Genomic DNA, 25,905 nt, shown 5'->3' on the forward strand with positions numbered 1-25,905 from the left:
ATCCGTGCCCCGTCACTCCAGAGAGCCGTCGGCGAACCGGCGGAGCGCGGCCGCGTAGCGGTCCGGGTCCCGGTGGTCGCTGTCGGTCAGGAGCAGCACCGAGCCGGAGACGGCGCGCGTGTACTCGCCGCGGCAGGGGAGGGTGACCACCGTCGTCAGTCCGGCCTCCCAGGCGGGGACGAGGGAGCCGAGGCAGCGCCGCTCGGGGGCGGCGTCCAGAGGGACGTCCCGTGCGTCCATCCGGGCGGACCGCAGCTCGTCGTGCCAGGCGCGGAAAGGCGCTCCGAGGGAGTCGTCGCCGAAGCGCTCCCGCCAGCCGGGGCCGCGCGCGAGGTCGAGGAGGCGTGCGCGCTCGGGGGATCCGTCGGCGGTGCTGGAGAGCTGCCGGAGGAGCGGGCCGGTCTCGACCGCCAGATGCTCGACGCAGTCCTGCCACAGCTGAGGCCAGGCGCGCTGCTCGTCGGCGCCGGGCTCCGCCGACCCGACCCGTTCCGGGGACCGCTCGAGCGGCGGCGGCCCGTCGCCCGCCGGAGTGAAGCCCCACGCTTCGCGGATCCAGAGGAGCTCGAGCAGCGCCGCGGGGTTGTCCTCGACCGTGATGACCATCTCCGACGGCCAGGGGTCGCCGGGAAGAGGACGGGATGCGCGCATGAGAGGAGCTCCTTCCGAGGGGATGAGGTCGGATCGTGCCGGAGAAGGCTCCAGGGAGGCTGGGCTCGCGTCGGCCGACGCGCCACTCCTCCGGGCGCCCAGCGGCGTCCCCGGTGATCGTCCCCGCGAGCGGTCGAGGACGGCGCCGAGCGCCTCCCGAATGTCGGTGCCCCCGACCTACACTCGGACGCGTTCGAACACCCGTTCGATACCACGAGGAGGGAGCCGACCATGGGCGTGACCGTCGTGGAGCGCATCGCGACCCCGGCCTCGGACGCCGTCGCCGTCACCTTCCTCGTCACCAGCGAGGCCGTGGCGGCGGGATTCCCGTCGCCGGCGCAGGACTACTTCGACGGGTCCCTCGACCTCAACGACCACCTGATCCGCGACAGGACGTCGACGTTCATCGTCCGCGTCTCGGGCGAGAGCATGGTCGGCGCGGGCATCAGCGACGGCGACGAGCTCGTGGTCGACCGGTCGATCACGCCGACGCACGGGAGCGTGGTCATCGCGATCCTCGACGGCGAGCTGACCGTCAAGCGCCTCGAGCTGCACCCCGGGGGAGTGGTCCTGCGGGCCGAGAACCCGGAGTACCCGCCGATCCACGTCGCCGAGCTGAGCGACCTCCAGGTGTGGGGCGTCGTCACCGTCTGCCTCCACCGGCTGCACCGTGCGCTCTGAGCGGCGCATCGCCCTGGTCGACGTGAACTCGTTCTATGTCTCCTGCGAGCGGCTGTTCGACCCCAAGCTCGCCGGCCGGCCCGTCGTCGTCCTCTCGAACAACGACGGCTGCGTGGTCGCGCGCTCCGACGAGGTGAAGAGGCTCGGGATCGAGAACGGCACGCCCTGGTTCCAGATCGAGCCGCTCATCCGCTCCGGTCGCCTCCCGGAGGTGATCGCCCGATCGAGCAACTACGAGCTGTACGGCGAGCTGTCCGCGCGCGTGATGGAGCTGCTGGGCCGCTACTCCGCCTGGCAGGAGGTGTACTCGATCGACGAGTCCTTCCTCGGCGTCGACGGCGACGTGGCGGAGCGGGCGAAGATCGGCCGGGCGATGCGGGCGGCCGTCGCGAAGAACGTCGGCCTGCCCGTCTGCGTCGGATTCGGGCCGAGCAAGACTCTCGCGAAGTTCGTCAACAAGGGCGGAGCGAAGAAGCACCCGCGCCTCGGGGGCGTCTGCGACACCGACTGGTACACGCCCGAGCAGCTCGACGCGCTCATGGCCTCGCAGCACGTCACCGAGCTGTGGGGAGTCGCCGGCCGCACAGGGAAGCGCCTCGCGGAGCTGTCCATCCACACCGTCCGCGACCTCCGCGACGCGGACCCCGCGCTGATCCGCAAGAAGTTCTCGGTCGTCCTGCAGCGCTCCGTCTACGAGCTACGCGGCGTCGACTGCATCCCGCTCGAGGGCGCCCGCACCGTCCGCGACCAGCTGATCTTCTCCCGGTCGTTCGCCACTCCCGTGACGACGATCAGCGACATGGAGCAGGTGCTCTCCGTCTACGCGCAGCGCGCCGCCCACCGCCTCCGCGCGCAGGAGTCGGTCACCAGGACGATGAGCGTGTTCGCGTCGACGTCGCCGTTCGCGGACGCGCCCTACGAGTCCGCCGGCGGCCTGGCCGGCTTCCCCGTCCCCACGGACGACCCGGTGGCGATGGTGAGGGCCGCGATCGGCACCCTGCGCCCGCGGCTGCGGGAGGGCGCGCGCTACGTGCGGGCCGGCGTCATCCTCACGAACCTGTCGCCTCGGAACTCCCACGCGCTGCTCGAGATCTTCGACACCGCCTTCGACACGAAGGGCCTCGGCGCCACCATCGACGCCGTGACCAAGCGCCACGGCCGGTCCGCGGTCGGCCTCGGGCTGGCAGGCATCCGCACGGGGCCGGTGTGGACGATGAAGCGCGACGCCCTCTCGCTCCGGGCGACGACGCACTGGGGCGAGCTGGCGACGGCCCACGCGCGGTGAGCCCGCCGGCGGGGAGATCGGGTCATCCGACGCGTAGGCGCCCGGGGCGCTCTCGGGCAGGCTCGTCGCCATCGACGAGTGTCGGTGCGGGGACGGCGGGAGGACCCATGGCCGAGAGCTGGCAGGACGCGTCGGTGCGGGGTGTCGCGATGATCGAGAACGAGCTGGTCGTGCGCGACTTCCTCGAGGTGTGGAGCGCTCGCGACAGCCGCCAGCTCATCCCGTTCCTGCATCCGGAGGTCGTCTACAGCGCGTCGAGTTCGCAGGAGATCGCGGGGCGGGCGCGGGTCCTCGAGATGTGCGACGAGGTCCACCGGGCGTTCACCGAGATCCGGATCGCCCTCGTCACGATCGCCGTCGCCGGCAGCGTCGTCCTCACCGAGCACGCCCTGCACCTCCGCTCGGACACGGGGGAGGGCCACTGGCTCCGCTGCTTCGGGAGCTACGAGCTCCGCGGCGAGCAGATCGTCACCTGGCGGCAGCTCCATGGGTGAGGGCCGCGCGTGACGGCGGTGACCGGCCCCGCGCGCCTCAGGCTCGCCCTGGTGCTGCTGGCCATCGCCTCGGGCGCGACCGACGCGTTCGCGTTCCTCCTGCTCGGCGGCATCTTCACCGCGAACATGACGGGCAACCTGGTGCTGCTGGGGCTGTACCCCCGCTCCGCCTGGCTGACGACCGCGGCCGGAGCGGTCACGGCGATCGTCTTCTTCGCCGGAGCGGTCTACGCCGGGTTCCGCACGACCCGGGCGCGCACGCCGTCGACCGGCGACGGGAGACGTCCGCTCCGCGCGATCGCGCTCGTGGGGGTCGTCCTGCAGCTCGCCGTCGCGGTCGCCTGGCCGACGGTGCAGGGCGGCACGTCGCTGCTCGTGGACTGCGCGTTCATCGCGACCAGCGCGGCGGCGCTGGGGCTGCAGACCGTGCTCGCGAAGCGGATCTCCGGCGCCGCCGGCCTGACGACGACCTTCGTCACGGGCACGCTCACGAGCCTGATGCAGGAGCTCGCCGAGCGCTCGTCCGGGTCGAGGACCCTCCAGGCGCTCATCGTCGCGAGCCTCGCGGGCGGGGCCGTCGTCGGAGCGGCGACCGTGACGCTCGCTCCGGCCTGGGCCCCGACGCCGGCCCTGGTGCTCTCGGCGGTCGCCGTCGTGCTTCTCTTCGCGCACCGCGCGCGAGCCGTGCCCGCGGGAGCGGAGCCCTGGGCCCCGCGTCCCGCGTGACCGGAATCAGGCGTCGAGCGCCCACTTCGGCCGGACCCAGTGGCAGGTGTAGCCACCGGGGTGCTTGCGCAGGTAGTCCTGGTGCTCCTCCTCGGCGTCCCAGAACTCTCCCGCGGGCTCGACCTCGGTGACGACCGGTCCGGGCCAGCGGCCCGACGCGTCGATCTCGGTGATCGTCTGGCGCGCGACCCTCTCCTGCTCAGGCGAGAGGAAGAGGATCACGGAGCGGTAGGCCGTGCCGATGTCGTTGCCCTGACGGTTCTTCGTCGTCGGGTCGTGCACCTGGAAGAAGAACTCGAGTAGGTCGCGGTAGGAGAGCTGCTCGGGATCGAACTCGATCTCGACCGCCTCCGCGTGGTCGCCGTGGTGGCGGTAGGTCGCGTTCGGCGTGCTGCCGCCGGCGTACCCGGCGCGGGTGCTGAAGACGCCCGGCATGTCGCGGATGAGCTCCTGGAGCCCCCAGAAGCATCCGCCCGCGAGGATCGCGCGCTCCTCGGCCATCAGACGCCTGCCTTCGTGTCGTGCGCGGACTCGCGCGGAGAGATCATCATGCGGGCAAGTCCATCACGACCGGGGACGCCGCGGCGAGCGTCGGACGACTCTCCGAGCAGACCGTCGGCGGGGGAGCCGAGCGTGTCCCGGCCGAGCGCTCCGTCACTGCGATCGGTACGCCGCCGGAGATGCACCGGTGGGAACGAGTCATCTGACCGGGTCGCTCCGGGTGCCCCCGTTCCTACGCTCGTCGGTACAACCGAGGAGAGAGCGGAGCCGACCATGGAGCAGCCGAACGTCGAGACGCGCAGTGCACGGCGGGTGATCGAGACCCTGACCGCCAACGGCGTGAAGTACGTCTTCGGGATCCCGGGAGCGAAGATCGACGCGGTCTTCGACGTCCTCGCCGACGAGGGGCCGGAGCTGATCGTCTGCCGGCACGAGCAGAACGCCGCCTTCATGGCCGCCGCGGTGGGACGGCTCACGGGCAGCCCGGGTGTCGTCCTCGTGACCTCCGGCCCCGGCACGACCAACCTCGCCACCGGCCTGCTCACGGCCAACACGGAGCAGGACCCGGTCGTCGCGCTCGCCGGGGCCGTGCAGCTCTCCGACCGCCTCAAGCGCACGCACCAGTCGATGGACGCGGCCGCCTTCCTCACCACCGTGACGAAGTACACGGTCGAGTCGACGGATCCGGACGACGTCACGGAGGCGGTCAGCAACGCCTTCCGCGCCGCCGTCACCGAGCCCCGAGGCGCCGCGGCGGTCGTCCTGTCGGCCAGCGTGATGGCCGCGCCGACCTCGCAGGTCATCACCCGGGCGGCCACGGGGCCGACGAGCGGTCCGGCGCGCGCCGAGGACCTCACCCGCGCCGCCGACCTGATCAACACGGCGGAGCGGCCCGTCCTCCTCGTGGGCCTCCGCGCGTCGGAGCCGGGGACCGTCGCGGCCCTGCGGGCCCTGATCAGCGAGACGGAGCTGCCGGTGATCGAGACGTTCCAGGCGGCCGGCCTCGTCTCCCGCGAGCTCGAGGACCACTACCTCGGCCGCGTCGGCCTCTTCAAGAACCAGCCCGCCGACCTCGCCCTCGCCGAGTCCGATCTCGTCGTCGCGATCGGCTACGACGCCGTCGAGTACGACCCGGTGATCTGGAACAGCGACGTCGACCGCCAGATCGTCCACATCGACTCCGTCGACGCCCCGCTGGACAACCACTACCTGCCGGCGCTGGAGCTGAAGGGCGATCTCGCGCAGACCGTCGCGGCCCTCACGCCGCTCGTCTCCGGCCTGCAGCTCGACGAGGACGCGGCCGACCGGGTCGCCCGGCACCGGAGCGAGCTGGAGCGGATCGACGACGCGGCGCGCACGGCCGAGGCTGCTCCCGGGACCGTCGATCCCGCCCGCCTCGTGCTCCTGATGCGCGACCTGCTCTCGGACGACGCCACCGTGGCCTGCGACATCGGCTCGAACTACATCTTCATGGCCCGGCACTTCCGGGTGTACGAGCCCAAGCACCTGCTCTTCTCGAACGGGCAGCAGACCCTCGGCGTCTCCTTCCCGTGGGGCATGGCGGCGAGCCTCCTGCGCCCCGGGACCCCGGTGGTCTCCGTCTCGGGTGACGGAGGGTTCCTGTTCTCCGCGACGGAGATCGAGACGGCGACGCGGCTCGGCCTCTCGTTCACGCACGTGATCATGCGGGACGACACCTACGACATGGTCGGCTTCCAGCAGCTGCTGAAGTACGGCCGCAAGTCCGGGGTCCAGCTCGGCGACTACGACATCGAGAAGTTCGCCGCGGCGTTCGGCGCCACGGGCAGGCGGGTGAGCGGCCTCGCCGAGTTCGAGGAGGCCTTCCGCGCCTCCCTCGCCGAGCCGGGCGTCTCGATCATCGACGTCGCGGTGGACTACAGCCGCAACGTCGACATCGCCGCCCACCTGGTCGAGGACGCCTTCGAATGAGCACGCACACGGTCGACTCGACCGACGACTACGCGATCTACCAGAGCTCGACCATGGCCGCCCTGCTGGCCGGGGTCTACGACGGGGACCTGACGATCGGCGAGCTGCTCACCCACGGCGACCTCGGGCTGGGCACCTTCAACCACCTGGACGGCGAGATGGTGATCGTCGACGGCGTCTGCTACCACCTGCGCAGCGACGGCTCCGTCCAGGTCGCGGACGGCGACGACCGGACGCCCTTCGCCGCCGTGCTGCCCTTCCACGCGACCACGACGTTCCCGGTGGAGGAGCCGACCGGTCTCGCCGGCCTCACCCGGCTGATCGACAACGCGGTCGACGGCGGGAACATCCCCGTCGCCCTGCGGATCGACGGCCGGTTCACCGAGGTCCGAACCCGGACCGTGGGCGCGCAGACCGAGCCGTACCCGCCCCTGATCGAGGCGACCGCCCACCAGAGCGTCACCGGCATCGCCGACACCCGCGGCACGATCGCGGGCTTCCGCACTCCGCAGTTCGAGCAGGCCGTGTCGGTCCCCGGGTACCACCTGCACTACGTCGACGACGCCCGCGAGAAGGGCGGGCACGTCCTCGACGTGACCGTGGCCGAGGTGACGGTCTCGCTCACGACCGTCGCCGGACTGCACCTCGCGCTTCCGGAGACGGACCAGTTCCGCCGGGCGGACCTGGCGATGAAGGACATCGCGGCGCAGGAGGCGCGAGCGGAGGGGTGAGGCGGGCGGGACCTCCGGGGAGACGGGCCGGCCGCGACCCGTCTCCCCGGAGGCCGGTCAGGGCGCGAGCTCCTCGCGGACGATCGCTGCTCCCGCGCTCAGCGCGCTGAGCTTCCCCCAGGCGAGGTCGCGGGGCAGCGGTGCCATGCCGCAGTTCGTGCTCGGGAGGAGCAGGTCCGCGTCGACGAACCGGAGGGCGCGGCGCAGGGTGTCGGCGACCTCCTCGGGCGTCTCGACGGTCCCGCTCGCCACGTCGATCGCTCCGAGCATGACCTTCTTGCCGCGGACGAGCTCGATCAGCTCCATCGGCACGTGGGAGTGGTGGCTCTCCAGCGAGACGATGTCGAGCGAGGACTGCTGGAGGAGCGGCAACGACTCCTCGTACTGCCGCCACTCCGACCCGAGGGTCGCCTTCCAGTCGGTGTTCGCCTTGATCCCGTAGCCGTAGCAGATGTGCACCGCGGTCTCGATGCGGAGTCCCTCCGCCGCCCTCTCCAGCGCGGCCACGCCCCAGTCCTGCACCTCGTCGAAGAAGACGGTGAAGGCGGGCTCGTCGAACTGGACGATGTCGACTCCGGCGTCCTGGAGGGCTCGCGCCTCCTCATTGAGGATGGTCGCGAACTCCCACGCCAGCTTCTCGCGACTCCCGTAGTGCCGGTCGGAGAGAGTGTCGATCATCGTCATCGGGCCGGGTAGCGCCCACTTGATCGGCTGATCGGTCTGCTCGCGCAGGAACCGGGCGTCGTCGGCGAACACGGGCCTCTCGAGCCCTACGGCGCCGACGACGGTCGGCACGCTCGCGTCGTACCGGTCGCGGATGCGCACCGTCTCGCGCCGCTCGAAGTCGACGCCCGTGAGGTGCTCGATGAACGTCGTGACGAAGTGCTGCCGGGTCTGCTCCCCGTCACTGACGATGTCCAGGCCCCGGTGGTGCTGCTCGTGGACAGCGGCGCGCAGGGCGTCCTGCTTGCCCTCGGCCAGGGCGTCGCCGGTCAGGCGCCACGGGGACCACAGGGTCTCCGGCTGCGCGAGCCACGACGGCTTCGGCAGGCTGCCGGCGATCGAGGTGGGCAGGAGCGGGAGGGACGTCGAGGATCCGCGGGCGCTCATCGGACCGCTCCCGCGTACCCGGCGGCCCACTGCCGCAGCCGCTCCCCGTGCGGCTTCATGAGGTGCTCCTCCGCGAACCGCCCCTGCTCGACCGCGAGCCGGCCGCGCTCCTCGCGGTCGTAGGAGACCGCGGGCCGCTCGTAGTCCTGCTGCTCCAGGTCCGGCCGGTAGACGTCGGCGGCGGCCGAGCGCGCGCCGTAGATCTCGGGCCGGTAGATCCTCTGGAACGTCTCCATCGTGCTGATGGTGGCGATGAGCTGGAGGTCCGAGTAGTCCTCCAGCAGGTCGCCGCCGCAGTAGAACGCGAGCGGCGCCGTGCTGCCGGGCGGCATGAAGAAGCGGACCCCGAGGCCCATCTCCGCGAAGTACCGGTCGGTCAGCGAGAGCTCGTCCTGCCGGTACTCGACGCCGAGGATCGGATGGAGGGTCCCGGTGCGCCGGTACGTCCTGCTCGTCGAGACGCTGATGCAGATGACGGGCGGCGTCGACGAGAGCTCCGCGTACTGCGCGGAGTCCCGGAAGTGCTGGAAGAGCGCGCCGTGCAGGACGCCGAAGTCGTCGGGGACGGTGAAGCCGGCCTGCGCGGCGTTGACCGCCGGCAGTCGCACGCTGAAGTCGTGGTCGCGGAGGTAGGAGGAGAAGTTGTTCCCCAGTGTCCCCGGCTGACATCGGCCGGTGCGGCGGTCGAGGATCCGGGTGCGCAGGACCTCCAGCAGGGGGAACTCCCGGTCCTCGCCGTCCGTGGTGAGCCGCAGCCCGACGGAGACGATGTCGAGCCCGACCGTGTAGCGGCCGCGGCTCGGATCGTCGCCCGGCACGAGATCGTTCAACCGGTCGTCGATCATCCGCAGCGCGGTCCGGAGGTTCTCCCGGCGGCGCTCGCCGCGGGCCAGATTCGCGAAGTTGGTGGTGATCCGGGAGCTCTGGGCCGGCGAGTAGTCCTCGTCGAAGGGGGTGAGGGTGATGCTGAAGGCGGGTTCGTTCGTCATGATCGGCCGATCGGTAGGAGGGACAGGGGCGGGGGCACGATCAGTGCGGGTGGTCCTCGGTCAGCTTGAAGCCGAGTCGGCCGTGCGCGAAGGCGGCTCCGGCTCCGATGGCGGCCGCGACCCAGGCTGATTCGGCGAGCTCGGTCTCGGTCGCACCGGCGCGCACGGCGTTCTGGCCGTGGCCGTCGATGCAGTAGACGCACTGCTTGCTGATGCCCACGGCGTAGGCGATGAGCTCGCGGTACTTGAGCGGGATCTCGCGACCCTGCGGAGCGAAGACGGCGGTGTCGAAGGCGGTGAACGCCGCAAGGACGTCGGGGGTCTCCTTCTTGTAGGCGGCGGTGTAGCGGCGGTCGGCTGCGCGGTCGTAGTAGGCGTCGGTCATGGTCTTCCTTCGGAGGTCGGAGAGGGGGCGGAGGGGATGAGGTCACGGCCGGGCGGGGATCTCCAGGCCGAGGTTCTCCCGCAGGGTCGTGCCCTCGTACTCGGTGCGCAGCGAACCGCGCTCCTGCAGCAGCGGCACGACGCGGTCGACGAACTCGTCCAGACCACCCGGGTGCAGGTGCGATCCGAGGACGACCCCGTCGCCGCCTCCGCTCTGCACGAACTCGTCGAGACGGTCGGCGACCTGCTCAGCCGTGCCCACGTACTCCGTGCGGTCGAAGACGGTCTCGGCGAGACCGCGGAGGGTGAGGTCGCGCTCCTGAGCGAGCGCACGCCAGGCGCGCACGGTCCCCGCGCGATCACCGTGGATCAGTGCGCGGCCCTCGATCAGCGGCGGCGCCTCGAGGTCGGGCTCGAGATCGGGTACCGGCCCGTCGACGTCGAAGCCCGACAGGTCCCGGTTCCAGACCTGCTCGAAGAGCACCTGGATCGTGCGCGGTGTGAGTTGCTGATTGCGGATCCACCGCGCTCTCTCCTCCGCCTCCGCAGCGGTGCCGCCGAGGACGACGGCGGCTGACGGGAGGATCCGCACGGAGCCGGCCGGGCGACCCGCCGCCGCGACCCGGGCCGCGATGTCGCGCGCGAACTCGTGCGCCTCAGGTCCCCGGTGGTAGGGGGAGAAGATCACGTCGGCGCTCGACGCCGCGAAGTCGCGACCCTGCGGAGAGACGCCCGCCTGCACGATCACCGGGCGGCCCTGCGGGCTGCGCGGCACGGTGAAACGGCCGGAGACGTCGAACTGGCTGCTCGAGACGGCGAACGACCCCGTCGACGAGTCGGCGAGGAACTCGCCGGAGGGGGCATCGGCTCGCACGGCGTCGGAGGTCCAGGTGTCCCAGAGCGTCGTCACCGCGCGGACGGCCTCCTCGGCACGGGCGTAGCGGTCGGCGCGGTCGAGGAAGCCGCCGCGGCGGAAGTTCGCGCCCGTGAAGGCGTCGAAGGACGTGACCACGTTCCACCCCGCTCGTCCGCCTGAGAGGTGGTCGAGGGTCGCGATCTGACGGGCGAGCTCGAAGGGCTCGTTGAACGTCGCGTTGAGCGTGCCGACCAGGCCGATGTGCTCCGTGACCGCGGCCAGCGCGGCGAGGAGCGGCAGAGTGTCCGGTCGTCCGGCGATGTCATGGTCGAACGGGCGCCCCGCGCGCTCCCGCAGTGCCAGACCCTCGGCGAGGAAGAAGTAGTCGAACCGCCCGCGCTCCGCGGTCTCTGCGACGCGGCGGAACGTCGAGAAGTCGACCTGGCTGCCGGCGTCGGGGTGCTCCCACAGGGTGTGCTCGTTCACCCCGCCCACGTAGGCGGCGAGGACGATCTGCTTCGGTCGCCGCGTCATGACTGCTCCTCGGAGGCGTAGCGGTTCGGGATCGACGTGGGCAGGCCCAGGGCTGAGCGGAGGGTGCGGCCCTCCTCCGTCCCGACGAGCAGACCGCGTCGGCGCAGCTCGGGCACGAGGTCGTCGGCGATCAGCGGCAGATCGGTGGCGAGAACCGCGGGTCGGAGGCGGACGCCGTCGTAGCCGAGCCGTGAGAGCTCGGCGATGCGGTCGGCGACGGACGCGGCCGACCCGGCGGCGACGGCGGCGTCGCCGGTGAGCGGTCGGCCGAGAGCGTCGAGGCGCGAGAGTCTGGCCGCGGCGGACTCCGCCGGGGTGTCGAGGACGACGACGAGGTCGGCGAGGACCCGCAGGCGCTCGCCCGTGCGCCCCGCCCCGCGCTCCGCCTCGGCGATCTCCTGGAGGATCCTCTCGGCGTCCGCTGCGTTCTGAGGCGTCGCGAACACGACGTCGGCCGAGCGCGCGGCGAAACGGTACGGGATGTCGGCGTGTGCGAGCGCGGCGACGACGGGCTGCCCCTGCGGCGGCCGGGGAGTGATCGCGGGGCCGCGCACCGAGAACCAGCGTCCTGCGAAGTCGACGCGGTGCACCTTGTCGGCGTCGAGGAAGCGATCGGTGGCGACGTCGCGGATCTCGGCGTCGTCCTCCCAGCTGTCCCAGAGTCTCCGTGCGACCTCGACGGCGTCGGCCGCCTCCTCGAAGAGCTCGTCGACGACGGCGCGGATCGCGGGGTCCTCGAGAAGGGGCGTGCCCGGCTCCGGCGGCACGATCGCCGCGATTCGTCGTCCGACGTGCGAGGCTTCGTCGACGCGTGACGACACCCTGACCTGCCAACCGCCCCGCCCCCGGCTCAGGTGGTCGAGCGTCGCGACGGCCTTCGACACGTGGAAGGGCTCCGTGTGCGTCACGGTGACCGTGGGCACGAGACCGATGCGGCTCGTGAGGGGGGCGACGTAGGAGGCGATCAGCAGCGCGTCGAGCCGGCCGCGGACCTCGTCGGTGCGGTCGTCGGCCAGGAAGGGGTCCGCCGATTGCAGGGCGAAGGAGTCCTCGATCGTCACGAAGTCGATCCCGCCGCGCTCCGCCCGCTGCACGATGTCCGCCCAGTACGCGCCGGTGAAGAGCGCGTCGGGACGGGCGCCAGGCTCGCGCCAGGACGCGGGGTGCCAGCCGGCGCCCTCGAGGGCGACGGCGAGGCTGAGGGGTGGGGCGGCGGTCATCGTGCTCCTCGGATCAGGGTGCCGGCTCGGACGAGCTCCTCGTCGTCGAGTGCGCGGAGGCGGCGCAGCAGCGCGCGCGCGACCTTGTCGTTCTCGCGGAACGACACCGCGTTCGTGCCCGGCCGGGAGAAGGCGCCGACGAACGGCGAGTCGGTGTACGGGCCGATCGCGTACCGGCGGCCGACGCGGCCTCCCGCCGTCGAGCGCAGCAGGGTGTCGTCCTGGTGCACGCGCAGCCTCCCGGTCGACAGGAGAGTGTCGCCGACGTCGACGAGGTCCTCGACCGCCGACCCCGACGCGACGAGCGCTCGCATCAGCGCGTCGTCACTCCTCGCAACGGACGTCCGGGGGAGGCGCGCGTCGACGAGAGCGTCAGCGAGGACGACCTGATCGGTCGCCCCGCCGCTCGCGACGAAGCGGCCCTCCTCTTCGGAGGTCTCCACACGGATGCCCGGGCCGAGGAAGTCGACGACGCCCGCGTCCGAGAGTGCGAGCAGCTCCTCGAGACGGTGCGCGGGCGGCCCGCTCGCGAGGAAGCTGAACCAGCCGAGCCACCATCCGTGCAGATCCTCGATCCGCGAGCGGGGCGTCCACCTCGCGGACGCGGTGAGATCGGCGACGAGGAAGTGGCTGCGCAGAAGCGCGAGGAAGAGCGCCATCGTGGCGCTGTGCTCCTGCCGGCTGCGCAGAGCCAGGTCGTCCCGGATGTAGGCGCGCACCGCCTCCTGCAGCGCCGAGCCGTCGGCGAACCGCACATCGGCGAACGGGCGGTCGAGATCGGGGAGGAGCAGCCTGTCGAGGCTGTCCGGCACAGTGTCCGCGACGAGCGCGGTCAGGGTCCGCGCATCTCCGAGGACCCGCTCGGCGTCGGCCCCGAGTGCGGGGAGAGCGTACCCCTGTCCCGCTTCGGGTCGCGGGCCGCGGGAGCCGGCGAGGACCGAGGCGCGCGGGTCGAGCCGCGAGAACACCTCCGAGAAGTGCGTCCAGTCGGTGCTCACCCGGTCGGGGTGCCCGGTGAAGAGCTCACGGTAGTAGCCCCAGAGCATCTCCTGGGCGATCAGGGGCCAGACGTCCTCGCTGAAGTCGAGCGGGCGGTGTCGCGAGCGCAGCTCCTCGACGACGGACGCCGAGAACCAGCGGGGCTCGGGCGCGGCTCCCTGGAGCGTCGAGCCGATCTTCGAGTGGTAGGGGACCCCGCGGCGGCTGCCGATCAGGATGCGCGGCTCACGTCCCGACGGGTGGTAGCGCAGTCCGCCGGCGTCGTCCCGTTCGAAGCGGCCGCCCCGGCCCTCGGTGAGCAGCACCAGGAGGTCGACCGCGACGAGGCCGAGGCCGCGCACGATCACGTCGTGTCCGGCGCGGAGGGATCCGAGGTCGGCGTCGGCCGTGAACGACGGCGGCAGGTAGGCGAGGCCGTGGCGCTCGGCGAACCCGGCCAGCCGGGTCTCGTCGACCGTCGGCAGAGCGCCGCTGTGCCCGAGCGAGAACAGGACCAGGTCGGCCTCGATCACGTCGCCGGAGTCGAGGACGACCCGCTGCGCACCGTCGTCGCGGCCGAGCACCTCGACGACGCGCGCCGCGTGCTCGCGGACCTCGACGTCAGGGCGGAGAGCGGCGAGCGCCTCCCGGTGGAACCAGCGCAGATAGAGGCTCTGCAGCCGGCGGGTGGGGAAGCTGTCGGCGCGGAGCCCGTCGAGCTCGCGGCGCACGGCTTCGTCGCCCTCTGCGAGCGCGATCCGGCCGGCCCGCACCGCCTCCGCCCACTCGATCAGCGAGGGTCCGGGGCGCACCGGCCCCTCGATCGTCGCGCTCGCGTCGGTGAACATCGTCACGTCGGCTGCGAGCGAGTTGAGCTTCAGCAGCGGCGACTGCTCGTAGCGCCAGATCCGGCCGGGGCCGACGGGGTACGGGTCGACGACGTGGACGACGAGCGCGGCCGGCCCGAGGGCGTCCTCGGCGGCGTTCGCGGCGAGGCGCTCGAGGACCCCGACCGCGCGGGGACCTCCCCCGACGATCACGAGGGAGCGGGTCCCGTCCGATGGCGCTGACATGCGTCCACGATGACCCGTCCCCCGTGAGGGCGCCGCTCTGTGACGACTCGTGACGATGTGAAGAAGTGTGTAGCGGCGGGTTGGAGCCGGGTGGCCGCGGACCCTAGCGTCGGCCCCCACGGCGTGCAGAACGGTGCGCCCCGACAGGCAGGAGCCTCGAGTGCCCATCGAATTCCTCGGCATCGCCGCGCTCAACGACGGCAGCGAGACACGAGCACGCAGCGGCGCGAGCTTCGACCCGGAGTACACGGTGCGTCTGGCCGCGGCTCATGAGGACAGCGGGTGGGACCGCATCCTGTTCGCCTACCACTCCGGAGCCCCCGACCCCGCCGTCGCCGCCGCTTTCATCGCGTCGCGGCTCGAGCGCATCCAGCTGCTGCTGGCGCACCGGCCCAACCTCTCCTACCCCACGGTCGCGGCGAAAGCCTTCGCGACCCTCGATCAGCTGAGTGGAGGCCGCCTGAGCGTCCACGTGATCACGGGCGGGTCGGACGCGGACCAGGCCGCGGAGGGCGACTACCTGAGCAAGGACGAGCGCTACGCGCGCACCGCCGAGTACATCAGGATTGTCAAGCAGGTCTGGACGACCCGTGAGCCGTTCGATCACGTCGGGGAGCACTACCGCTTCTCCCGGTTCGTCAGCGACGTCTGGCCGGTGCAGCAGCCTCGGCCGCAGATCTCGTTCGGAGGCTCCTCTCCCGCCGCTCTGTCCGTCGGTGCCGCCGAGAGCGACGTCTACGCGCTCTGGGGCGAGCCGCTGCGGGACACCGCCGAGCAGATCCGCAGCATCCGGGAGGCGGCGGCGGCGGCCGGCCGCGACGTCGCGCCGCGCATCCAGGTCGCCTTCCGACCCATCCTCGGGGCCACCGAGGAGCAGGCCTGGGAGAAGGCGGAGGGGATCCTCCGCCGCATCGAGGCGCGCACCCGCGAGACCGCCCCCGGAGGCCTCGCCGCGCCGGAGAACACCGGCTCGCAGCGCCTCCTCGCGATCGCCGCCGCAGGCGACCGTTTCGATCGCGCGCTCTGGACCAGGGCGGGAGTCGCCGCGGGAGCGCGCGGCAACTCGAACGCCCTCGTCGGGACGCCGGAGACGGTGGCCGCCGCGCTGCTCGACTGCGTCGATCTCGGGGTCGACATCATCTCAGCGCGCGGCTACGACTACGTCGACGACACCCTCGACTTCGGTCGCCACGTGATACCGCTGGTGCGCGAGGAGGTCGCTCGACGCGACGCCGCGGCCGCCCAGGCCGCCGAGGAGGCCGCTCGTGTCCTCGTCTGACACCGTCGCGGCCGACGAGTTCGTCCATGTGCGGGCCGATGACCCGCGGGCCCGGCCCCTGCTCGACGAGCTCGAGCGCGAGTACGACACCCGCTACGGCACCGCCTGGGGCGAGCCGGCATCGGCCGAGCTCGCGCGCTACCCGAGCGAGGTGTTCGCCCCGCCGGAGGGATCCTTCGTCCTGCTTCTGCGCGACGGCACCGCGATCGCCGGAGGCGCGCTGAAGAGATTCGACGACACGACCGCCGAGCTCAAGCGCATCTGGACATCCTCGGCGCACCGTCGGCAGGGACTCGCCCTGCGCGTGGTCGCAGAGCTCGAGGCGGAGGCCCGCCGGCTCGGCTACTCGACCGTCTACCTCACGACCGGGCCGCTCCAGCCGGAGGCGCAGCGGCTCTACCTCACCGCGGGCTACACACCGCTCTACGACGTGACCCAGCCTCCGGAGGTGGTCGTCCTGCACGGCTATGCGCGGACGCTCACCGATCGGCCGCTCGACGTCGCGAGGATCCGGACCGCGCACGACGACTCCTTCGCGCAGCTCACCGCGTCCCTGCCCGACGGCGGAGCACGCCTGCGCGGTGGCGTCACGGGGCGTGCCTCATGAGCGGCACGATCGCGCCGCCTCGACCGCGGGACACGTCCGGCCCCCTTCCCGGAGGCATCGACCTCGCCCGACTCGGCGAGCGGCCGGTGCTGCCGCTGCGCCACCCGGTGCGCTGGGTGGTCGCCGCACTGGTCCTCGTGCTCCTGCTGAACGCCGGACAGACCCTCTTCACGAACCCGTCGTGGGAGTGGCCGAAGGTCGGGACCTGGCTCTTCAGTCCGGCGATCCTGAAGGGGCTGCAGCTGACGCTCCTCGCCACCGCCATCAGCGCCGTGATCAGCTTCGTCGGAGGCATCGTCGTCGCCGTAGCACGGCTCTCGGGCAATCCGGTGCTGTCGACGCTCAGCTGGGTCTACATCTGGCTGTTCCGCTCGGTGCCGCTGATCCTCGTCCTCATCTTCCTGTTCAATCTCGGCAACCTGTATCCGACCGTCGGCATCGGCATCCCCTTCGGTCCGCAGTGGTCGGTGCCGACGGTGTCGCTGCTGCCTCCGCTCGCCCTCGGCGTGATCGGCCTGAGCCTGTCCGAGATCGCCTACAGCGCCGAGGTCGTCCGTTCCGGGGTGCTCGCGGTCGATCAGGGGCAGCACGAAGCGGCGAAGGCGCTCGGGATCCCGCAGCGCCGCCAGTTCACCCGCATCGTCCTCCCGCAGGCGCTCCGCTCGATCGTGCCCGCCTACGTGAACCAGATCATCGGCCTGCTGAAGGCGAGCTCGCTGCTGTTCTACGTCTCGCTGCTCGACCTGTTCGGGGTCGCTCAGAACCTCGGCAGCACGTACCCGACGGACATCATCCCCCTGCTCGTCGTCGCGACGATCTGGTACCTGGTGCTGACCTCGGCGATCTCGGTCGTGCAGTTCTACATCGAGCGCTTCTACGCCCGCGGCGCGCACCGGGAGCTCGCGCCCACGCCCCTCCAGCGGGTGCGGCGCTCGCTCGCCGGCCTGAGGAGTGCGCGATGACCGCCGCCATCGAGATCCACAACGCGACCAAGTCCTACGGCGACCGGACCGTGCTCCGGGGAGTCGACCTGCGCGTCGAGGCGGGCACCGTCACGGTTATCCTCGGTCCGAGCGGCTCGGGCAAGTCGACCCTGCTGCGGGCGATCAACCATCTCGAGAAGCTCGACGAGGGGTTCGTCTCCGTGAACGGCGAGCTGATCGGGGTGCGGCTGCGCGGCGGTCGGCTCAAGGAGCTGCGCGAGAAGGAGATCCTGCGCCAGAGGGCGAGGATCGGCTTCGTCTTCCAGAGCTTCAACCTCTTCCCGCACCTGACGATCCTCGAGAACGTCACCGAGGCGCCGATCTCGCAGGGGCAGCCGCCCGCGGAGGCCCGCGAGCGGGCACGCGCCCTGCTCGAGCACGTCCGTCTCGCCGACAAGGCGGCGGCCTATCCGAGGCAGCTCTCCGGCGGCCAGCAGCAGCGCGTGGCCATCGCGCGTGCGCTCGCGCTCGACCCCGAGGTGATCCTCTTCGACGAGCCGACCTCGGCTCTCGATCCCGAGCTCGTCGGGGAGGTGCTGCAGGTCATCCGGTCGCTGGCCGAGAGCGGCCGCACCCTCATCGTCGTGACCCACGAGATCGGCTTCGCCCGCGAGGTCGCCGACCGGGTGGTGTTCGTCGACGACGGCCTCGTCGTCGAGCAGGGCAGCCCGAGCGAGGTCCTCGACCGCCCGCAGAATCCGCGGACCCGCGACTTCCTCGGCCGAGTCCTCGGCTGATCCGCACGACAGACACAGGAATCGAATCATGACCAGACCGCACATCACTCGTTGGACCAGAGTCGGGGCGCTTCTCGCTGCCGCCGCGCTGACGACGGGCCTCGCGGCCTGCTCCGGTGCCGCCGCCTCCGACCCGGCCTCCCCGGGAGCCGCCTCCGGCACCACCACCGTCACCGTGGGTGCCCTCTCCAACGGAGCGGCGACCGAGACGGACATCGACGTGCCGGTCGTCGACGAGATCCGCGGCACGCTGCCGCAGGAGATCCTCGACCGCGGGACCCTGACGATCGGCGTCGGCGCTCTCCCCGCAGGCTTCCCTCCGCTCGCGTTCACCGGGACCGACACCGAGACCCTCACCGGCTCGGAGCCCGATCTCGGCCGCCTCGTCGCCGCCGTCCTCGGGCTGCAGCCCGAGGTGGAGAACTCCACCTGGGACAACCTCTTCGTGGGCATCGACACCGGAGGCAGCGACGTCGGCTTCTCGAACATCACCGTCACGGAGAAGCGCAAGGAGAAGTACGACTTCGCCTCCTACCGCGCCGACACCCTCGCATTCCAGGTCCTCGCCTCGAACGACTGGGAGTTCGACGGCGACTACGAGAACCTCGACGGACTCACCGTCGCGGTCAGCAGCGGCACCAACCAGGAGAAGATCCTGCTCGAGTGGCAGGCCCGTCTGCAGTCCGAGGGCAGGTCCCTGGAGATCACGCGACTGCCCGATGCCAACTCCGTCACTCTCGCTCTCGGCTCCGGCCGGATCGACGCCTACTTCGGGCCCAACCCGACGACGGTCTACCAGAACCGGATCTCGGAGGACGGCGCCGACCCGACCCGCAACGCCGGCACGTTCTCCGGAGCGGGCGAATCGCTCGACGGGCTGATCGCGGCGACTGTGAAGAAGGACTCCGGACTCGCCGAGCCGATCGCCCAGGCCCTCGGCTACCTCATCGGGAACGGTCAGTACCAGGACTGGCTGTCGGCCTACGGCCTGCAGGACGAGGCCGTGGACGAGGCCCTGGTGAACCCGCCCGGGCTCCCGCTCGACAACAGCTGAGCCGCCCCCGCCTCGGGCGCCCCGATCGACCAGCGGGGGCGCCCTCCGCCCGCTTCCCCGAGGACTCCCATGCACCTGTTCGACTCGCTCACGCGCGAACGACTCGACCGCCCGACGAGCCGCAAGTGGAGCCTCCGCCCCGGCACCATCGGAGCCTGGGTCGCCGAGATGGACTTCGGTACGGCGCCGGCCGTTCGGAGGGCACTGCACGACGCCGTGGCCGGCGACGTGCTGGGCTATCTGTCCCCCTCGACTGCGGGCGAGCTGGGCGAGGCCGCCGCGGAGTACCTCGCTGAGCAGTACGCGTGGACGGTCGACCCCGCCCGCGTGCACTCCGTCTCGGATGTCATGGCCGCGCTCGGAGTGGCCGTCACCGAGTTCTCCCGCCCCGGCTCACCTGTGATCGTGCCTACCCCCGCTTACATGCCGTTCCTCACCTACCTGTCGGCCATCGGACGCGAGGTGATCGAGGTCCCGGGAACGATCGTCGACGGCCGCTGGGAGCACGACCTCGACGGGATCGATGCGGCCTTCGCGCAGGGAGCGGGCACCCTGGTGCTCTGCAATCCGCACAACCCGACGGGCTCGGTCCTGCCGCGGTCTGAGCTCGAAGGTCTCGCCGCTGTCGTCGAGCGCCACGGCGGGCGGGTCTTCGCCGACGAGATCCACGCGCCGCTGCGGTTCGACGGCGTCCCCCACATCCCTTACGCCTCGGTCTCGGAGGAGGCCGCCCGGCATTCCGTCACCGGAACGAGCGCCTCGAAGGCGTGGAACATCCCCGGCCTGAAGGCCGCGCAGCTGATCACCACGAATGACGCAGACGAGGACGTCTACTCGCGCTTCGGGTTCGCGGTGCAGCACGGCGCTTCGAATCTCGGCGTGATCGCCTCGACGGCCGCCTACCGGGAGGGCGGAGCGTGGCTCGACGAGGTCGTCGACTACCTCGACGGCAACCGGCGCCTCATCGCCGACTTCCTCGCCTCCGAGCTGCCCCGGATCGGGCACCGCACCCCGGAGGCGACGTATCTCGCCTGGTTCGACCTGGGTGCTCTCGGCCTCGCCGATCCCGCGCAGCACCTGCAGCGCGAGGCGGGAGTGACGCTCACCTCCGGACGCCTGTGCGGCGCCGGATACGCCGACCACGTGCGTCTCGTCTTCGCCATGCCGCGTCCCCTACTCCTCGAGACGCTCGAAGCCGTGCGGGCCGCCGTGTGAACGGCGGAGCGCCTTCGCGGGGACTCGACGAGGTGGGACGGCGGAGCACCGAGGCGGGCGGCATCGCACGACAGTGGCGAGGAGCCGTCCTTCAGCGCCTCCGCTCCCTCTGCACCCCCGATGAGGCCGGGCCGCCGGCGGTGGACCGGGCGGCCTCGCGTGTCGAGGCTGTGCAGCTCGCCCACGAGATCGAGCACGGGTTCTTCCGCCCGGTGCCCGGCCGGGCGCAGGATCCGGAGTGAGACGGGGCGGACCCCCCCTACGTCCCGAAGAGGTTGGCGCGGGTCCCGCCGGGAGCGAGCTCGTCGCGGAGGATCCCGCGGCGGCGCAGGACGGGGACGAGGTCGTCGAGCATCCGGTGCAGGGTGACCGGGTGCAGGTCCCCGGAGAGGAGGAGCCCGTCGCTGCCGCCGTCGTCGCCGAGCTCCTCGACGAAGTCGGCGAACTCCTCCGCGGTGCCGACGAAGCCGGCGCGCTCGGCGACGCGGCCCTTGCGCGCCTTCCTGGTGAGCAGCTCCCGCAGCGGAGCGTCCTCCGTGCCGCCGTACAGGCCGGCGATGGTGCCGTGCGAGACGTGCTCGCCGAACACCGACCGCGGGACGGGGAGGTCCAGGTCCAGCCCGGTGAGGTCGGTCTCCAGGTCGCTCGACCAGCCGAGCGCGATCCGCCGCAGCGCGTCCTCGTCGGGGTGGCGCGACGCCTCGACGACGCGCGCGGCCTCCTCCGGGCTCGACACGATCTCGGGCTTCACGACGAAGAGCACGCGCAGGTCGTCCGCCGTCCGCCCGTGCTGCTCGGCCGCGGCGAGCACGCGCGCCCGGTAGTCGCGCACCGCCCGGGCCTCCAGAGGGGCGAGCGCGAGCTGCACGTCCGACTGCGTGCCGGCGAAGGCCAGGCCGCGCGGAGACCCGCCGGGGGAGACGACGATCGGGTCGCCGTTCGCGAAGGGGACGGCGTTCAGGGGTCCGTCCACGTGGAAGTGCTCCCCGCGGTGCCGGAACGCGTCGATCCGGGTGCCGTCGGCGTAGCGGCCCGACCCGGGGTCGGCGATCAGCGCGCCCTCGCCCCAGCTGTGCCAGAGCCGGCGGACGACCGCCATCCACTCGTCCGCCCGGTCGTAGGCCGCGTCGTGCGACAGCGGCTCCAGGCCCACGTGGCGGGCGCTGCCGACGTCGGTGACCAGGTTGATCCCGAAGCGGTCGGAGCTGAGGTGCTGCAGCGTCGCCGCCTGCCGGGCGGCGAGGTACGGGGGCGTGATGCCGGCGTTGATCGTCGGCGCCAGCCCGATCCGCTCGGTCGCCGCGAACAGGTACGGCGCCAGGAGGAGCGGATCGTGCTTCGGCCCGCCGTACGCTCCCCGCACCCGCAGGTCGAGCGTCTCCGGGGAGCCGAGCGAGACGGCGTCCTCCATCACGATCAGCTCGAAGCCGGCCTGCTCCAGCTCGCGGGCCGACTGCTGGTAGAGGCCGGGCTTCGTCCAGTCGTGGTTCCACTCCCGGTAGGGGTGCTCCCATCCCTGCGGTCCGAAGCCCCGGGAGAAGAACCAGCCGAAGTGCTGACGGCGCGCCACGCTCACACCTCCGCGAGCGCGGGGAGGGCGCGTGCGCGCACCGCGGCGAGCCCGCGTTCGAGGTCGCGGAGGAGGTCGTCGACGTCCTCGATCCCGATCGACAGCCGGAGGAGCCCGGGGTGGATCCCGGCGGCGGCGCGCTCGGCGGGGGTGCGTCCGGCGTGGGTGGTCGACGCGGGATGCAGCACCAGCGAGCGCACGTCGCCGAGGTGGGTCATGTGGCTGAACAGCTCGACGGCGTCGATGAAGGCGGCCGCGCCCGCCTCGCCTCCGGCCACGGTGAAGGAGAAGACGGAGCCCTGCCCGCGGGGGAGCAGGCGCTGCGCGAGGGCGAACGACGGGCTCGACTCCAGGCCGGAGTAGTCGACCGACACGACCTCGGGCCGCCCCTCGAGGAAGCGGGCGACGGCGAGGGCGTTCGCCGAGTGGCGCTCGACCCGCAGCGACAGCGTCTCGACGCCCTGCCGCAGCAGGAAGGAGTTCAGCGGTGACGGCGTCGGTCCGAGGCGGGAGACCACGATGTCCCGCGTGTACGAGACGAAGGCGCGCCGGCCGTGCTGCTCGGTCCAGCTGCGGCCGCCGAACGACCGCTCCTCCTGGTTGAGGTGCGGGAAGAGCGCGGGGCGCGCCGCCCAGTCGAACGTGCCGGCGTCGACGATCACGCCGCCGAGGGCGGAGCCGTGTCCGGCGAGGAACTTGCTGGTCGAGTGCACGACCACGTCGGCCCCGTGCTCGATCGGGCGGAGGAGGTACGGGGTCGCGAGCGTGTTGTCGACCACGAACGGCAGCCCGTGCCGATGCGCGATCGCGGCCAGCGCCGGGAGGTCCAGCAGATCGTTCTTCGGGTTCGGGATCGGCTCGCCGAAGAGGACCCGGGTGTCGGGCCCGATCCGCCGCTCCCACTCGCCGAGGTCCGACGCGTCGTCGACGAAGTCCACGCCGATCCCGAGCCGACCGAAGTTCTGCACCAGCAGCCCGCGGTTGCCCTCGTACAAGCGGCGCGACGAGAGCACCCGGTCGCCGGCCTGCAGGATCCCCAGGAGAGCGGAGGCGGTGGCCGCCTGGCCGCTCGCCACCAGGATCGCCTCGGCGCCGCCCTCGAGATCGGCGAGCCGACGCTCGACCTCCTCGGTGGTCGGGTTCCCGTTGCGGGTGTAGAGGTAGCCCTCGTCCTCGCCGGCGAACCGCTCGCGGGCGTGCTCGAAGCTGTCGAACACGAAGCCGGCGCTGAGGTGCACGGGAGTGACGCGCGCCCCGTGGGCGCCGTCGGGCGCGGCACCGGCGTGCACCTGGCGCGTGGTGAAGCCGGCGGCCGCGGAGGCACGGTCTTCGGACGCCGGGGTCGAGGTCGCGGCGCTCGCCGCAGTGGTCGCTGTGGTCGCCGCAGCGGTGGTCGCGGTGGTCGCCGGTGCAGTGATCGTCACGGTGTGCTCCTGTCCAGACGCCCTGAAGGCGGATGCCGGGAGCCTGTCAGGCCGAGGGGAGTGCGCGCCGGATCGTGACGGAGTGTGACTGCGAGGGGTGCTGTCGCGGGTCGTGGACGTCGACCGCTCGGAGTCCGCGGGTCGTGCCTCAGCTGTGCGTCGTGTTCGCCCGGATCTCCTCGACGGACAGCTCCGGCGCACCGCCCGCCGCGGCCGCCGGGTCCATCCAGACGAAGTCCCAGTGGTGGCCGTCGAGGTCGTCGAAGCTCTTCGAGTACATGAAACCGTGGTCCTGCTCGCCGGCCGGGGTCGCGCCTGCGGCGAGGGCCCTGCCGTGGAGGGTGTCGACCTCCTCCCTGCTGTCGGCGCTGAGGGCGAGCTGCACCTCGGTCGAGGTGGTGGCGTCGATGATCGGCTTGCTGGTGAACTCGGCGAAGAACTCCCGCGTGAGCAGCATCGCGGTGATCGTGTCGCTGATCACCACGCTGACGGCGTTCTCGTCGCTGAAGCCCTCGTTGATCGAGTAGCCGAGCGACTCGTAGAAGGCCCTCGCCCGGGCGAGATCGGCGACGGCCAGGTTGACGAAGAGCATGGTGGGCATCGGTGCACCGTTCCTGTCGGGACGCCGGTGGCGCGCCGCCGCCGGTCGTGACTGCATGATGGTGACCGGCCGGCGGCGGTGTCAAGGAAGCGCTGCCGAGTAGGCGGTGGATGCCCGGCGCGGGCGTCCGGAGGAGGACGCGGCGCACGGATGCCGCGGATCTGCTGGACTGGCCTCGAGCACCGCAGCACGAGCAGGAGGGAGCGGAGATGATCCGGACCCTCGTTCCCACCGTCCTCGCGGCAGCCCTCCTCGCCGCCGCCTGGCACGCGATCGGACCCTCGCGCCCGGTCTTCGCCGTGGTCGCGCAGATGGTCCTCACCGGCTGGGCGGCACTGACCTTCGGTGCGCGCACCCGTCCGCTCGAGCAGTCCTGGTTCGACGTGGGCCGCCGTGAGCCGACGGTGCTGCGGGCGCTCGGGGTCGGCGTCTTCGGTCGGCTGCTCGACGTCGTCGGGTGGAACCGCCTCGTCACCCGCGAGCGCGGCTTCGACGGCACGCGCGCGGGGCTGGCCGCTCTCGATCAGCACACCCGCCGCTCCGAGGCGGTGCACGTCGCGTGCACGGCCGTCGGAGTCGCGCTCGCCCTCGCCGCGACGGTCACGGGTGCGACGGGCGGCGCGGCCTGGCTGCTCGGGTCGACGATCGCCGTTCAGCTCTACCCCGCGCTGCTGCAGCGGCTGGTGCGGGCGCGCATCCAGCGGGCGGGGCGGGCGGCGCGAGGTGCGCTTCACGTCGCGGACGCGGGAGACAGCGCCGCCGGCGGCGGACCGTCCACGGCTCCGGAAGGGCGGTGATCACGGGGTGCCCGACGCGCCGCGATCGTCACCGGGATCGGCCAGGGGATGGCGGCGCGCGAGGACATCGCGAGCCACGTCGGGCGGATCGCGCCGGTCGTCCTCCGCCGCCGTCAGCAGGAGAGCGAGGGCCGTGTCGGCGGGGACCCGCTGCGCTGCGCTGATGAAGCCGACGGCCTGCAGCACGGCGATCGTCCCCGGCGTGAGCGGGGCGCGGGACGCCGCCCAGCGACGGACCTCGGCGTCGTCCGTGTCCCCGGTCAGAGCGTCGGCCAGGGGGCGTGGAGGGAGGGCATGGGCGGGCCGGTCAGTACCCGAAGCCGTGCTCTAGCTCGACGTCGAAGGTGACGTCGTCCTCGCTCGGCTGCACGGGGAACACTCCCGTGAGCATCCTGGTGCGTTCGCGGATGCGGGCGACCTCGGCCGTGTTGTCCGGCTCCGGGAGATCGGAGGGAGTGGTCTCGGCGACCAGGGCGGCGCCGGCGTTGAGCAGGAACACCGCCTGCACGGTGCCGCCGTCGCCGCCGATGCCGGTGTACTCCACGCGGTCCGCCGTGCTGCTCACGGCGAGGGCGACGCCGTACTCGACCAGAGCGTCCGCCGCGTCGTCTCCGACCAGCATCGTCTTGTTCGCGAAGAGGAGATGCTTCATGCCCCCAGCGTGCGCAGCGCCGAGGCCGACGGGGGAGAGACTTGACAGCTCCTGGGGCGGTCGACAGACGCGACCGCGGCACCCGGTGACGGCCGGTCGCGCCCGGTCGTCCTCGACGTCGCCGAGACGGCACCCGTGGCGTCGGCCGTCCTCTGAGCAGGTCCGCGTCACAGGGACGTGGATCGACGGACCCGTGCTGATGTCGGCCGCCGAGACACCCGGCCGAGAGCAGGGCGACGTGACAGGCGGTGTCAGCGGGACATGCGCCGACGCCCGCGCCGCTTCTCCCCTCTGAGGATCAGGGCGGCGAGGAACGCGGCGAGGACTGCGCCGATGGTGTTCATGAACCAGTCGTTCGTGTCGCAGGAGCGGCCGATCGCCGGAACGCACGCCTGGACCACCTCGATCAGGGCGGACAGGCCGGAGACAGCGGCGGCGACGAGCAGGGGCCGGCCGACCGCGACCGCGAGCAGCAGGGCCCCGGGGAGCAGGAGCGCGATGTTCGCGAGGGTGTCGATGCCGTCGAACGGCACCGAGAACTGCACGGTGCAGAAGACCCGCGGCGTCCCGTCGGGCGGATACACGGTCAGCGCGATCCCCACGACGAAGGCGAGCGCGGCGAGGACGAGAAGAGACCTTTCCGCGCCGCGCCGGTGCAGCAGCCAGGCGATCGCCGTGACCACCGCGACCGCGATCCAGAAGGCGATCGGGACGAGCGCGGCGTGGTCGACGAGGAACGTGCTGATCACGGTGCTCCGCTTCGAGGTGTCGGGGTGGCGGGAGAGGAAGAGGTCTTCCGTTGACGGACGGCCCGCTCACTCCA

At 72.1% G+C, this 25,905-nt stretch carries 27 protein-coding genes; 13 read left to right on the forward strand and 14 right to left on the reverse strand.

Annotated features, from left to right (window positions below):
* Positions 1–12: 12 nt before the first annotated feature.
* Positions 13–651, reverse strand: a complete 639-nt coding sequence (locus C5C37_RS09430; RefSeq protein WP_104226551.1) for a hypothetical protein — start codon at positions 649–651, stop codon at positions 13–15.
* 231 nt (positions 652–882) lie between these two features.
* On the opposite strand from C5C37_RS09430, the gene C5C37_RS09435 reads away from it, so the two are divergent.
* From C5C37_RS09435 to C5C37_RS09450, 4 genes are all read left to right on the forward strand, one after another.
* On the forward strand, positions 883–1,332 hold the full coding sequence (locus C5C37_RS09435) for a LexA family transcriptional regulator (protein WP_104238880.1): 450 nt from the start codon (positions 883–885) through the stop codon (positions 1,330–1,332).
* Positions 1,322–2,617: a Y-family DNA polymerase gene (locus C5C37_RS09440; RefSeq protein WP_104338842.1), complete on the forward strand. Its 1,296-nt coding sequence runs from the start codon at positions 1,322–1,324 to the stop codon at positions 2,615–2,617. Before C5C37_RS09435 ends, C5C37_RS09440 begins: the two co-directional genes overlap by 11 nt.
* 107 nt (positions 2,618–2,724) lie before the next feature.
* A complete protein-coding gene (locus C5C37_RS09445) occupies positions 2,725–3,111 on the forward strand; it encodes a nuclear transport factor 2 family protein (protein WP_104247117.1) in 387 nt (128 codons plus the stop codon).
* 9 nt (positions 3,112–3,120) lie between these two features.
* Positions 3,121–3,837 (forward strand): YoaK family protein, encoded by a 717-nt coding sequence (locus C5C37_RS09450; RefSeq protein WP_104338843.1) that lies wholly within the window; start codon positions 3,121–3,123, stop codon positions 3,835–3,837.
* Between the two features lie 6 nt (positions 3,838–3,843).
* Here C5C37_RS09450 and msrA read toward each other — a convergent pair whose 3' ends face one another.
* On the reverse strand, positions 3,844–4,338 hold the full coding sequence (gene msrA / locus C5C37_RS09455) for a peptide-methionine (S)-S-oxide reductase MsrA (protein ID WP_104226547.1): 495 nt from the start codon (positions 4,336–4,338) through the stop codon (positions 3,844–3,846).
* A 273-nt stretch (positions 4,339–4,611) separates the two neighbouring features.
* Between msrA and alsS the strand changes: the two genes are divergently transcribed.
* Both alsS and budA read left to right on the forward strand, forming a co-directional pair.
* Positions 4,612–6,288, forward strand: coding sequence for an acetolactate synthase AlsS (gene alsS, locus C5C37_RS09460; protein WP_104338844.1), 1,677 nt, complete (start codon positions 4,612–4,614; stop codon positions 6,286–6,288).
* Entirely contained in the window at positions 6,285–7,019 is a 735-nt protein-coding gene (gene budA / locus C5C37_RS09465) for an acetolactate decarboxylase (RefSeq protein ID WP_104338845.1), read from the forward strand. The genes alsS and budA overlap by 4 nt, the downstream gene beginning before the upstream one ends.
* Positions 7,020–7,076: 57 nt before the next feature.
* Here budA and C5C37_RS09470 read toward each other — a convergent pair whose 3' ends face one another.
* From C5C37_RS09470 to C5C37_RS09495, 6 genes are read right to left on the reverse strand one after another with little or no spacing between them, the layout of a single operon-like run.
* The gene (locus C5C37_RS09470; RefSeq protein ID WP_104223328.1) at positions 7,077–8,129 is read right to left on the reverse strand and encodes a methionine synthase; all 1,053 of its coding nucleotides are present in this window, start codon (positions 8,127–8,129) and stop codon (positions 7,077–7,079) included.
* Positions 8,126–9,118 carry a putative oxygenase MesX gene (locus C5C37_RS09475; protein WP_104338846.1) on the reverse strand — a complete coding sequence of 331 codons (993 nt, stop codon included), beginning with the start codon at positions 9,116–9,118 and terminating at the stop codon, positions 8,126–8,128. Before C5C37_RS09475 ends, C5C37_RS09470 begins: the two co-directional genes overlap by 4 nt.
* Positions 9,119–9,158: 40 nt before the next feature.
* Positions 9,159–9,503 carry a carboxymuconolactone decarboxylase family protein gene (locus C5C37_RS09480; RefSeq protein WP_104223293.1) on the reverse strand — a complete coding sequence of 115 codons (345 nt, stop codon included), beginning with the start codon at positions 9,501–9,503 and terminating at the stop codon, positions 9,159–9,161.
* Between the two features lie 42 nt (positions 9,504–9,545).
* Complete coding sequence (locus tag C5C37_RS09485) at positions 9,546–10,892, reverse strand: NtaA/DmoA family FMN-dependent monooxygenase (RefSeq protein WP_104338847.1); 1,347 nt, start codon at positions 10,890–10,892, stop codon at positions 9,546–9,548.
* Positions 10,889–12,112: an LLM class flavin-dependent oxidoreductase gene (locus tag C5C37_RS09490; protein WP_104226542.1), complete on the reverse strand. Its 1,224-nt coding sequence runs from the start codon at positions 12,110–12,112 to the stop codon at positions 10,889–10,891. The genes C5C37_RS09485 and C5C37_RS09490 overlap by 4 nt, the downstream gene beginning before the upstream one ends.
* Complete coding sequence (locus C5C37_RS09495; protein WP_104338848.1) at positions 12,109–14,163, reverse strand: FAD/NAD(P)-binding domain-containing protein; 2,055 nt, start codon at positions 14,161–14,163, stop codon at positions 12,109–12,111. The genes C5C37_RS09490 and C5C37_RS09495 overlap by 4 nt, the downstream gene beginning before the upstream one ends.
* 160 nt (positions 14,164–14,323) lie before the next feature.
* On the opposite strand from C5C37_RS09495, the gene C5C37_RS09500 reads away from it, so the two are divergent.
* The 6 genes from C5C37_RS09500 to C5C37_RS09525 all read left to right on the forward strand — a co-directional run bounded on the left by C5C37_RS09500 (position 14,324) and on the right by C5C37_RS09525 (position 20,038).
* Positions 14,324–15,442 (forward strand): LLM class flavin-dependent oxidoreductase, encoded by a 1,119-nt coding sequence (locus C5C37_RS09500; RefSeq protein WP_104338849.1) that lies wholly within the window; start codon positions 14,324–14,326, stop codon positions 15,440–15,442.
* The gene (locus C5C37_RS09505) at positions 15,429–16,049 is read left to right on the forward strand and encodes a GNAT family N-acetyltransferase (protein ID WP_219812286.1); all 621 of its coding nucleotides are present in this window, start codon (positions 15,429–15,431) and stop codon (positions 16,047–16,049) included. Before C5C37_RS09500 ends, C5C37_RS09505 begins: the two co-directional genes overlap by 14 nt.
* Positions 16,046–17,011, forward strand: coding sequence for an amino acid ABC transporter permease (locus C5C37_RS09510; RefSeq protein WP_104233982.1), 966 nt, complete (start codon positions 16,046–16,048; stop codon positions 17,009–17,011). Before C5C37_RS09505 ends, C5C37_RS09510 begins: the two co-directional genes overlap by 4 nt.
* Positions 17,008–17,769 (forward strand): amino acid ABC transporter ATP-binding protein, encoded by a 762-nt coding sequence (locus tag C5C37_RS09515; RefSeq protein ID WP_104223287.1) that lies wholly within the window; start codon positions 17,008–17,010, stop codon positions 17,767–17,769. The genes C5C37_RS09510 and C5C37_RS09515 overlap by 4 nt, the downstream gene beginning before the upstream one ends.
* Before the next feature lie 28 nt (positions 17,770–17,797).
* On the forward strand, positions 17,798–18,823 hold the full coding sequence (locus C5C37_RS09520) for a transporter substrate-binding domain-containing protein (protein ID WP_104223286.1): 1,026 nt from the start codon (positions 17,798–17,800) through the stop codon (positions 18,821–18,823).
* Between the two features lie 69 nt (positions 18,824–18,892).
* A complete protein-coding gene (locus tag C5C37_RS09525; RefSeq protein ID WP_104247108.1) occupies positions 18,893–20,038 on the forward strand; it encodes a MalY/PatB family protein in 1,146 nt (381 codons plus the stop codon).
* A 259-nt stretch (positions 20,039–20,297) separates the two neighbouring features.
* Here the strand turns inward: C5C37_RS09525 and C5C37_RS09530 are convergent, their stop codons facing one another.
* The 3 genes from C5C37_RS09530 to C5C37_RS09540 all read right to left on the reverse strand — a co-directional run bounded on the left by C5C37_RS09530 (position 20,298) and on the right by C5C37_RS09540 (position 23,633).
* Positions 20,298–21,608: an LLM class flavin-dependent oxidoreductase gene (locus C5C37_RS09530; protein ID WP_104338850.1), complete on the reverse strand. Its 1,311-nt coding sequence runs from the start codon at positions 21,606–21,608 to the stop codon at positions 20,298–20,300.
* Positions 21,609–21,610: 2 nt separating this feature from the next.
* The gene (locus tag C5C37_RS09535) at positions 21,611–22,897 is read right to left on the reverse strand and encodes an O-acetylhomoserine aminocarboxypropyltransferase/cysteine synthase family protein (protein ID WP_104247137.1); all 1,287 of its coding nucleotides are present in this window, start codon (positions 22,895–22,897) and stop codon (positions 21,611–21,613) included.
* Between the two features lie 283 nt (positions 22,898–23,180).
* Complete coding sequence (locus C5C37_RS09540; RefSeq protein ID WP_104238888.1) at positions 23,181–23,633, reverse strand: VOC family protein; 453 nt, start codon at positions 23,631–23,633, stop codon at positions 23,181–23,183.
* Positions 23,634–23,842: 209 nt separating this feature from the next.
* On the opposite strand from C5C37_RS09540, the gene C5C37_RS09545 reads away from it, so the two are divergent.
* Positions 23,843–24,430: a hypothetical protein gene (locus C5C37_RS09545; protein WP_104338851.1), complete on the forward strand. Its 588-nt coding sequence runs from the start codon at positions 23,843–23,845 to the stop codon at positions 24,428–24,430.
* On the opposite strand, the gene C5C37_RS09550 is transcribed toward C5C37_RS09545, so the two are convergent.
* The 3 genes from C5C37_RS09550 to C5C37_RS09560 form a co-directional block, all read right to left on the reverse strand.
* Entirely contained in the window at positions 24,431–24,616 is a 186-nt protein-coding gene (locus C5C37_RS09550; protein WP_104233977.1) for a hypothetical protein, read from the reverse strand.
* 121 nt (positions 24,617–24,737) lie between these two features.
* The gene (locus tag C5C37_RS09555) at positions 24,738–25,082 is read right to left on the reverse strand and encodes a hypothetical protein (RefSeq protein WP_104338852.1); all 345 of its coding nucleotides are present in this window, start codon (positions 25,080–25,082) and stop codon (positions 24,738–24,740) included.
* A 251-nt stretch (positions 25,083–25,333) separates the two neighbouring features.
* Positions 25,334–25,831 carry a VanZ family protein gene (locus C5C37_RS09560; protein ID WP_104338853.1) on the reverse strand — a complete coding sequence of 166 codons (498 nt, stop codon included), beginning with the start codon at positions 25,829–25,831 and terminating at the stop codon, positions 25,334–25,336.
* Between the last annotated feature and the right edge of the window lie 74 nt (positions 25,832–25,905).

It is taken from the genome of Rathayibacter sp. AY1F9, assembly GCF_002932155.1.
Classification (GTDB): Bacteria; Actinomycetota; Actinomycetes; order Actinomycetales; family Microbacteriaceae; genus Rathayibacter.

Excerpts from the sequence above, each read along its gene's own strand:
- C5C37_RS09430 (WP_104226551.1), bottom strand. The coding sequence starts at position 651 with ATGCGCGCATCCCGTCCTCTTCCCGGCGACCCCTGGCCGTCGGAGATG.
- C5C37_RS09435 (WP_104238880.1), top strand. The coding sequence starts at position 883 with ATGGGCGTGACCGTCGTGGAGCGCATCGCGACCCCGGCCTCGGACGCC.
- C5C37_RS09445 (WP_104247117.1), top strand. The coding sequence starts at position 2,725 with ATGGCCGAGAGCTGGCAGGACGCGTCGGTGCGGGGTGTCGCGATGATC.
- msrA (WP_104226547.1), bottom strand. The coding sequence starts at position 4,338 with ATGGCCGAGGAGCGCGCGATCCTCGCGGGCGGATGCTTCTGGGGGCTC.
- alsS (WP_104338844.1), top strand. The coding sequence starts at position 4,612 with ATGGAGCAGCCGAACGTCGAGACGCGCAGTGCACGGCGGGTGATCGAG.
- budA (WP_104338845.1), top strand. The coding sequence starts at position 6,285 with ATGAGCACGCACACGGTCGACTCGACCGACGACTACGCGATCTACCAG.
- C5C37_RS09470 (WP_104223328.1), bottom strand. The coding sequence starts at position 8,129 with ATGAGCGCCCGCGGATCCTCGACGTCCCTCCCGCTCCTGCCCACCTCG.
- C5C37_RS09475 (WP_104338846.1), bottom strand. The coding sequence starts at position 9,118 with ATGACGAACGAACCCGCCTTCAGCATCACCCTCACCCCCTTCGACGAG.
- C5C37_RS09480 (WP_104223293.1), bottom strand. The coding sequence starts at position 9,503 with ATGACCGACGCCTACTACGACCGCGCAGCCGACCGCCGCTACACCGCC.
- C5C37_RS09485 (WP_104338847.1), bottom strand. The coding sequence starts at position 10,892 with ATGACGCGGCGACCGAAGCAGATCGTCCTCGCCGCCTACGTGGGCGGG.
- C5C37_RS09490 (WP_104226542.1), bottom strand. The coding sequence starts at position 12,112 with ATGACCGCCGCCCCACCCCTCAGCCTCGCCGTCGCCCTCGAGGGCGCC.
- C5C37_RS09495 (WP_104338848.1), bottom strand. The coding sequence starts at position 14,163 with ATGTCAGCGCCATCGGACGGGACCCGCTCCCTCGTGATCGTCGGGGGA.
- C5C37_RS09510 (WP_104233982.1), top strand. The coding sequence starts at position 16,046 with ATGAGCGGCACGATCGCGCCGCCTCGACCGCGGGACACGTCCGGCCCC.
- C5C37_RS09515 (WP_104223287.1), top strand. The coding sequence starts at position 17,008 with ATGACCGCCGCCATCGAGATCCACAACGCGACCAAGTCCTACGGCGAC.
- C5C37_RS09520 (WP_104223286.1), top strand. The coding sequence starts at position 17,798 with ATGACCAGACCGCACATCACTCGTTGGACCAGAGTCGGGGCGCTTCTC.
- C5C37_RS09525 (WP_104247108.1), top strand. The coding sequence starts at position 18,893 with ATGCACCTGTTCGACTCGCTCACGCGCGAACGACTCGACCGCCCGACG.
- C5C37_RS09540 (WP_104238888.1), bottom strand. The coding sequence starts at position 23,633 with ATGCCCACCATGCTCTTCGTCAACCTGGCCGTCGCCGATCTCGCCCGG.
- C5C37_RS09545 (WP_104338851.1), top strand. The coding sequence starts at position 23,843 with ATGATCCGGACCCTCGTTCCCACCGTCCTCGCGGCAGCCCTCCTCGCC.
- C5C37_RS09555 (WP_104338852.1), bottom strand. The coding sequence starts at position 25,082 with ATGAAGCATCTCCTCTTCGCGAACAAGACGATGCTGGTCGGAGACGAC.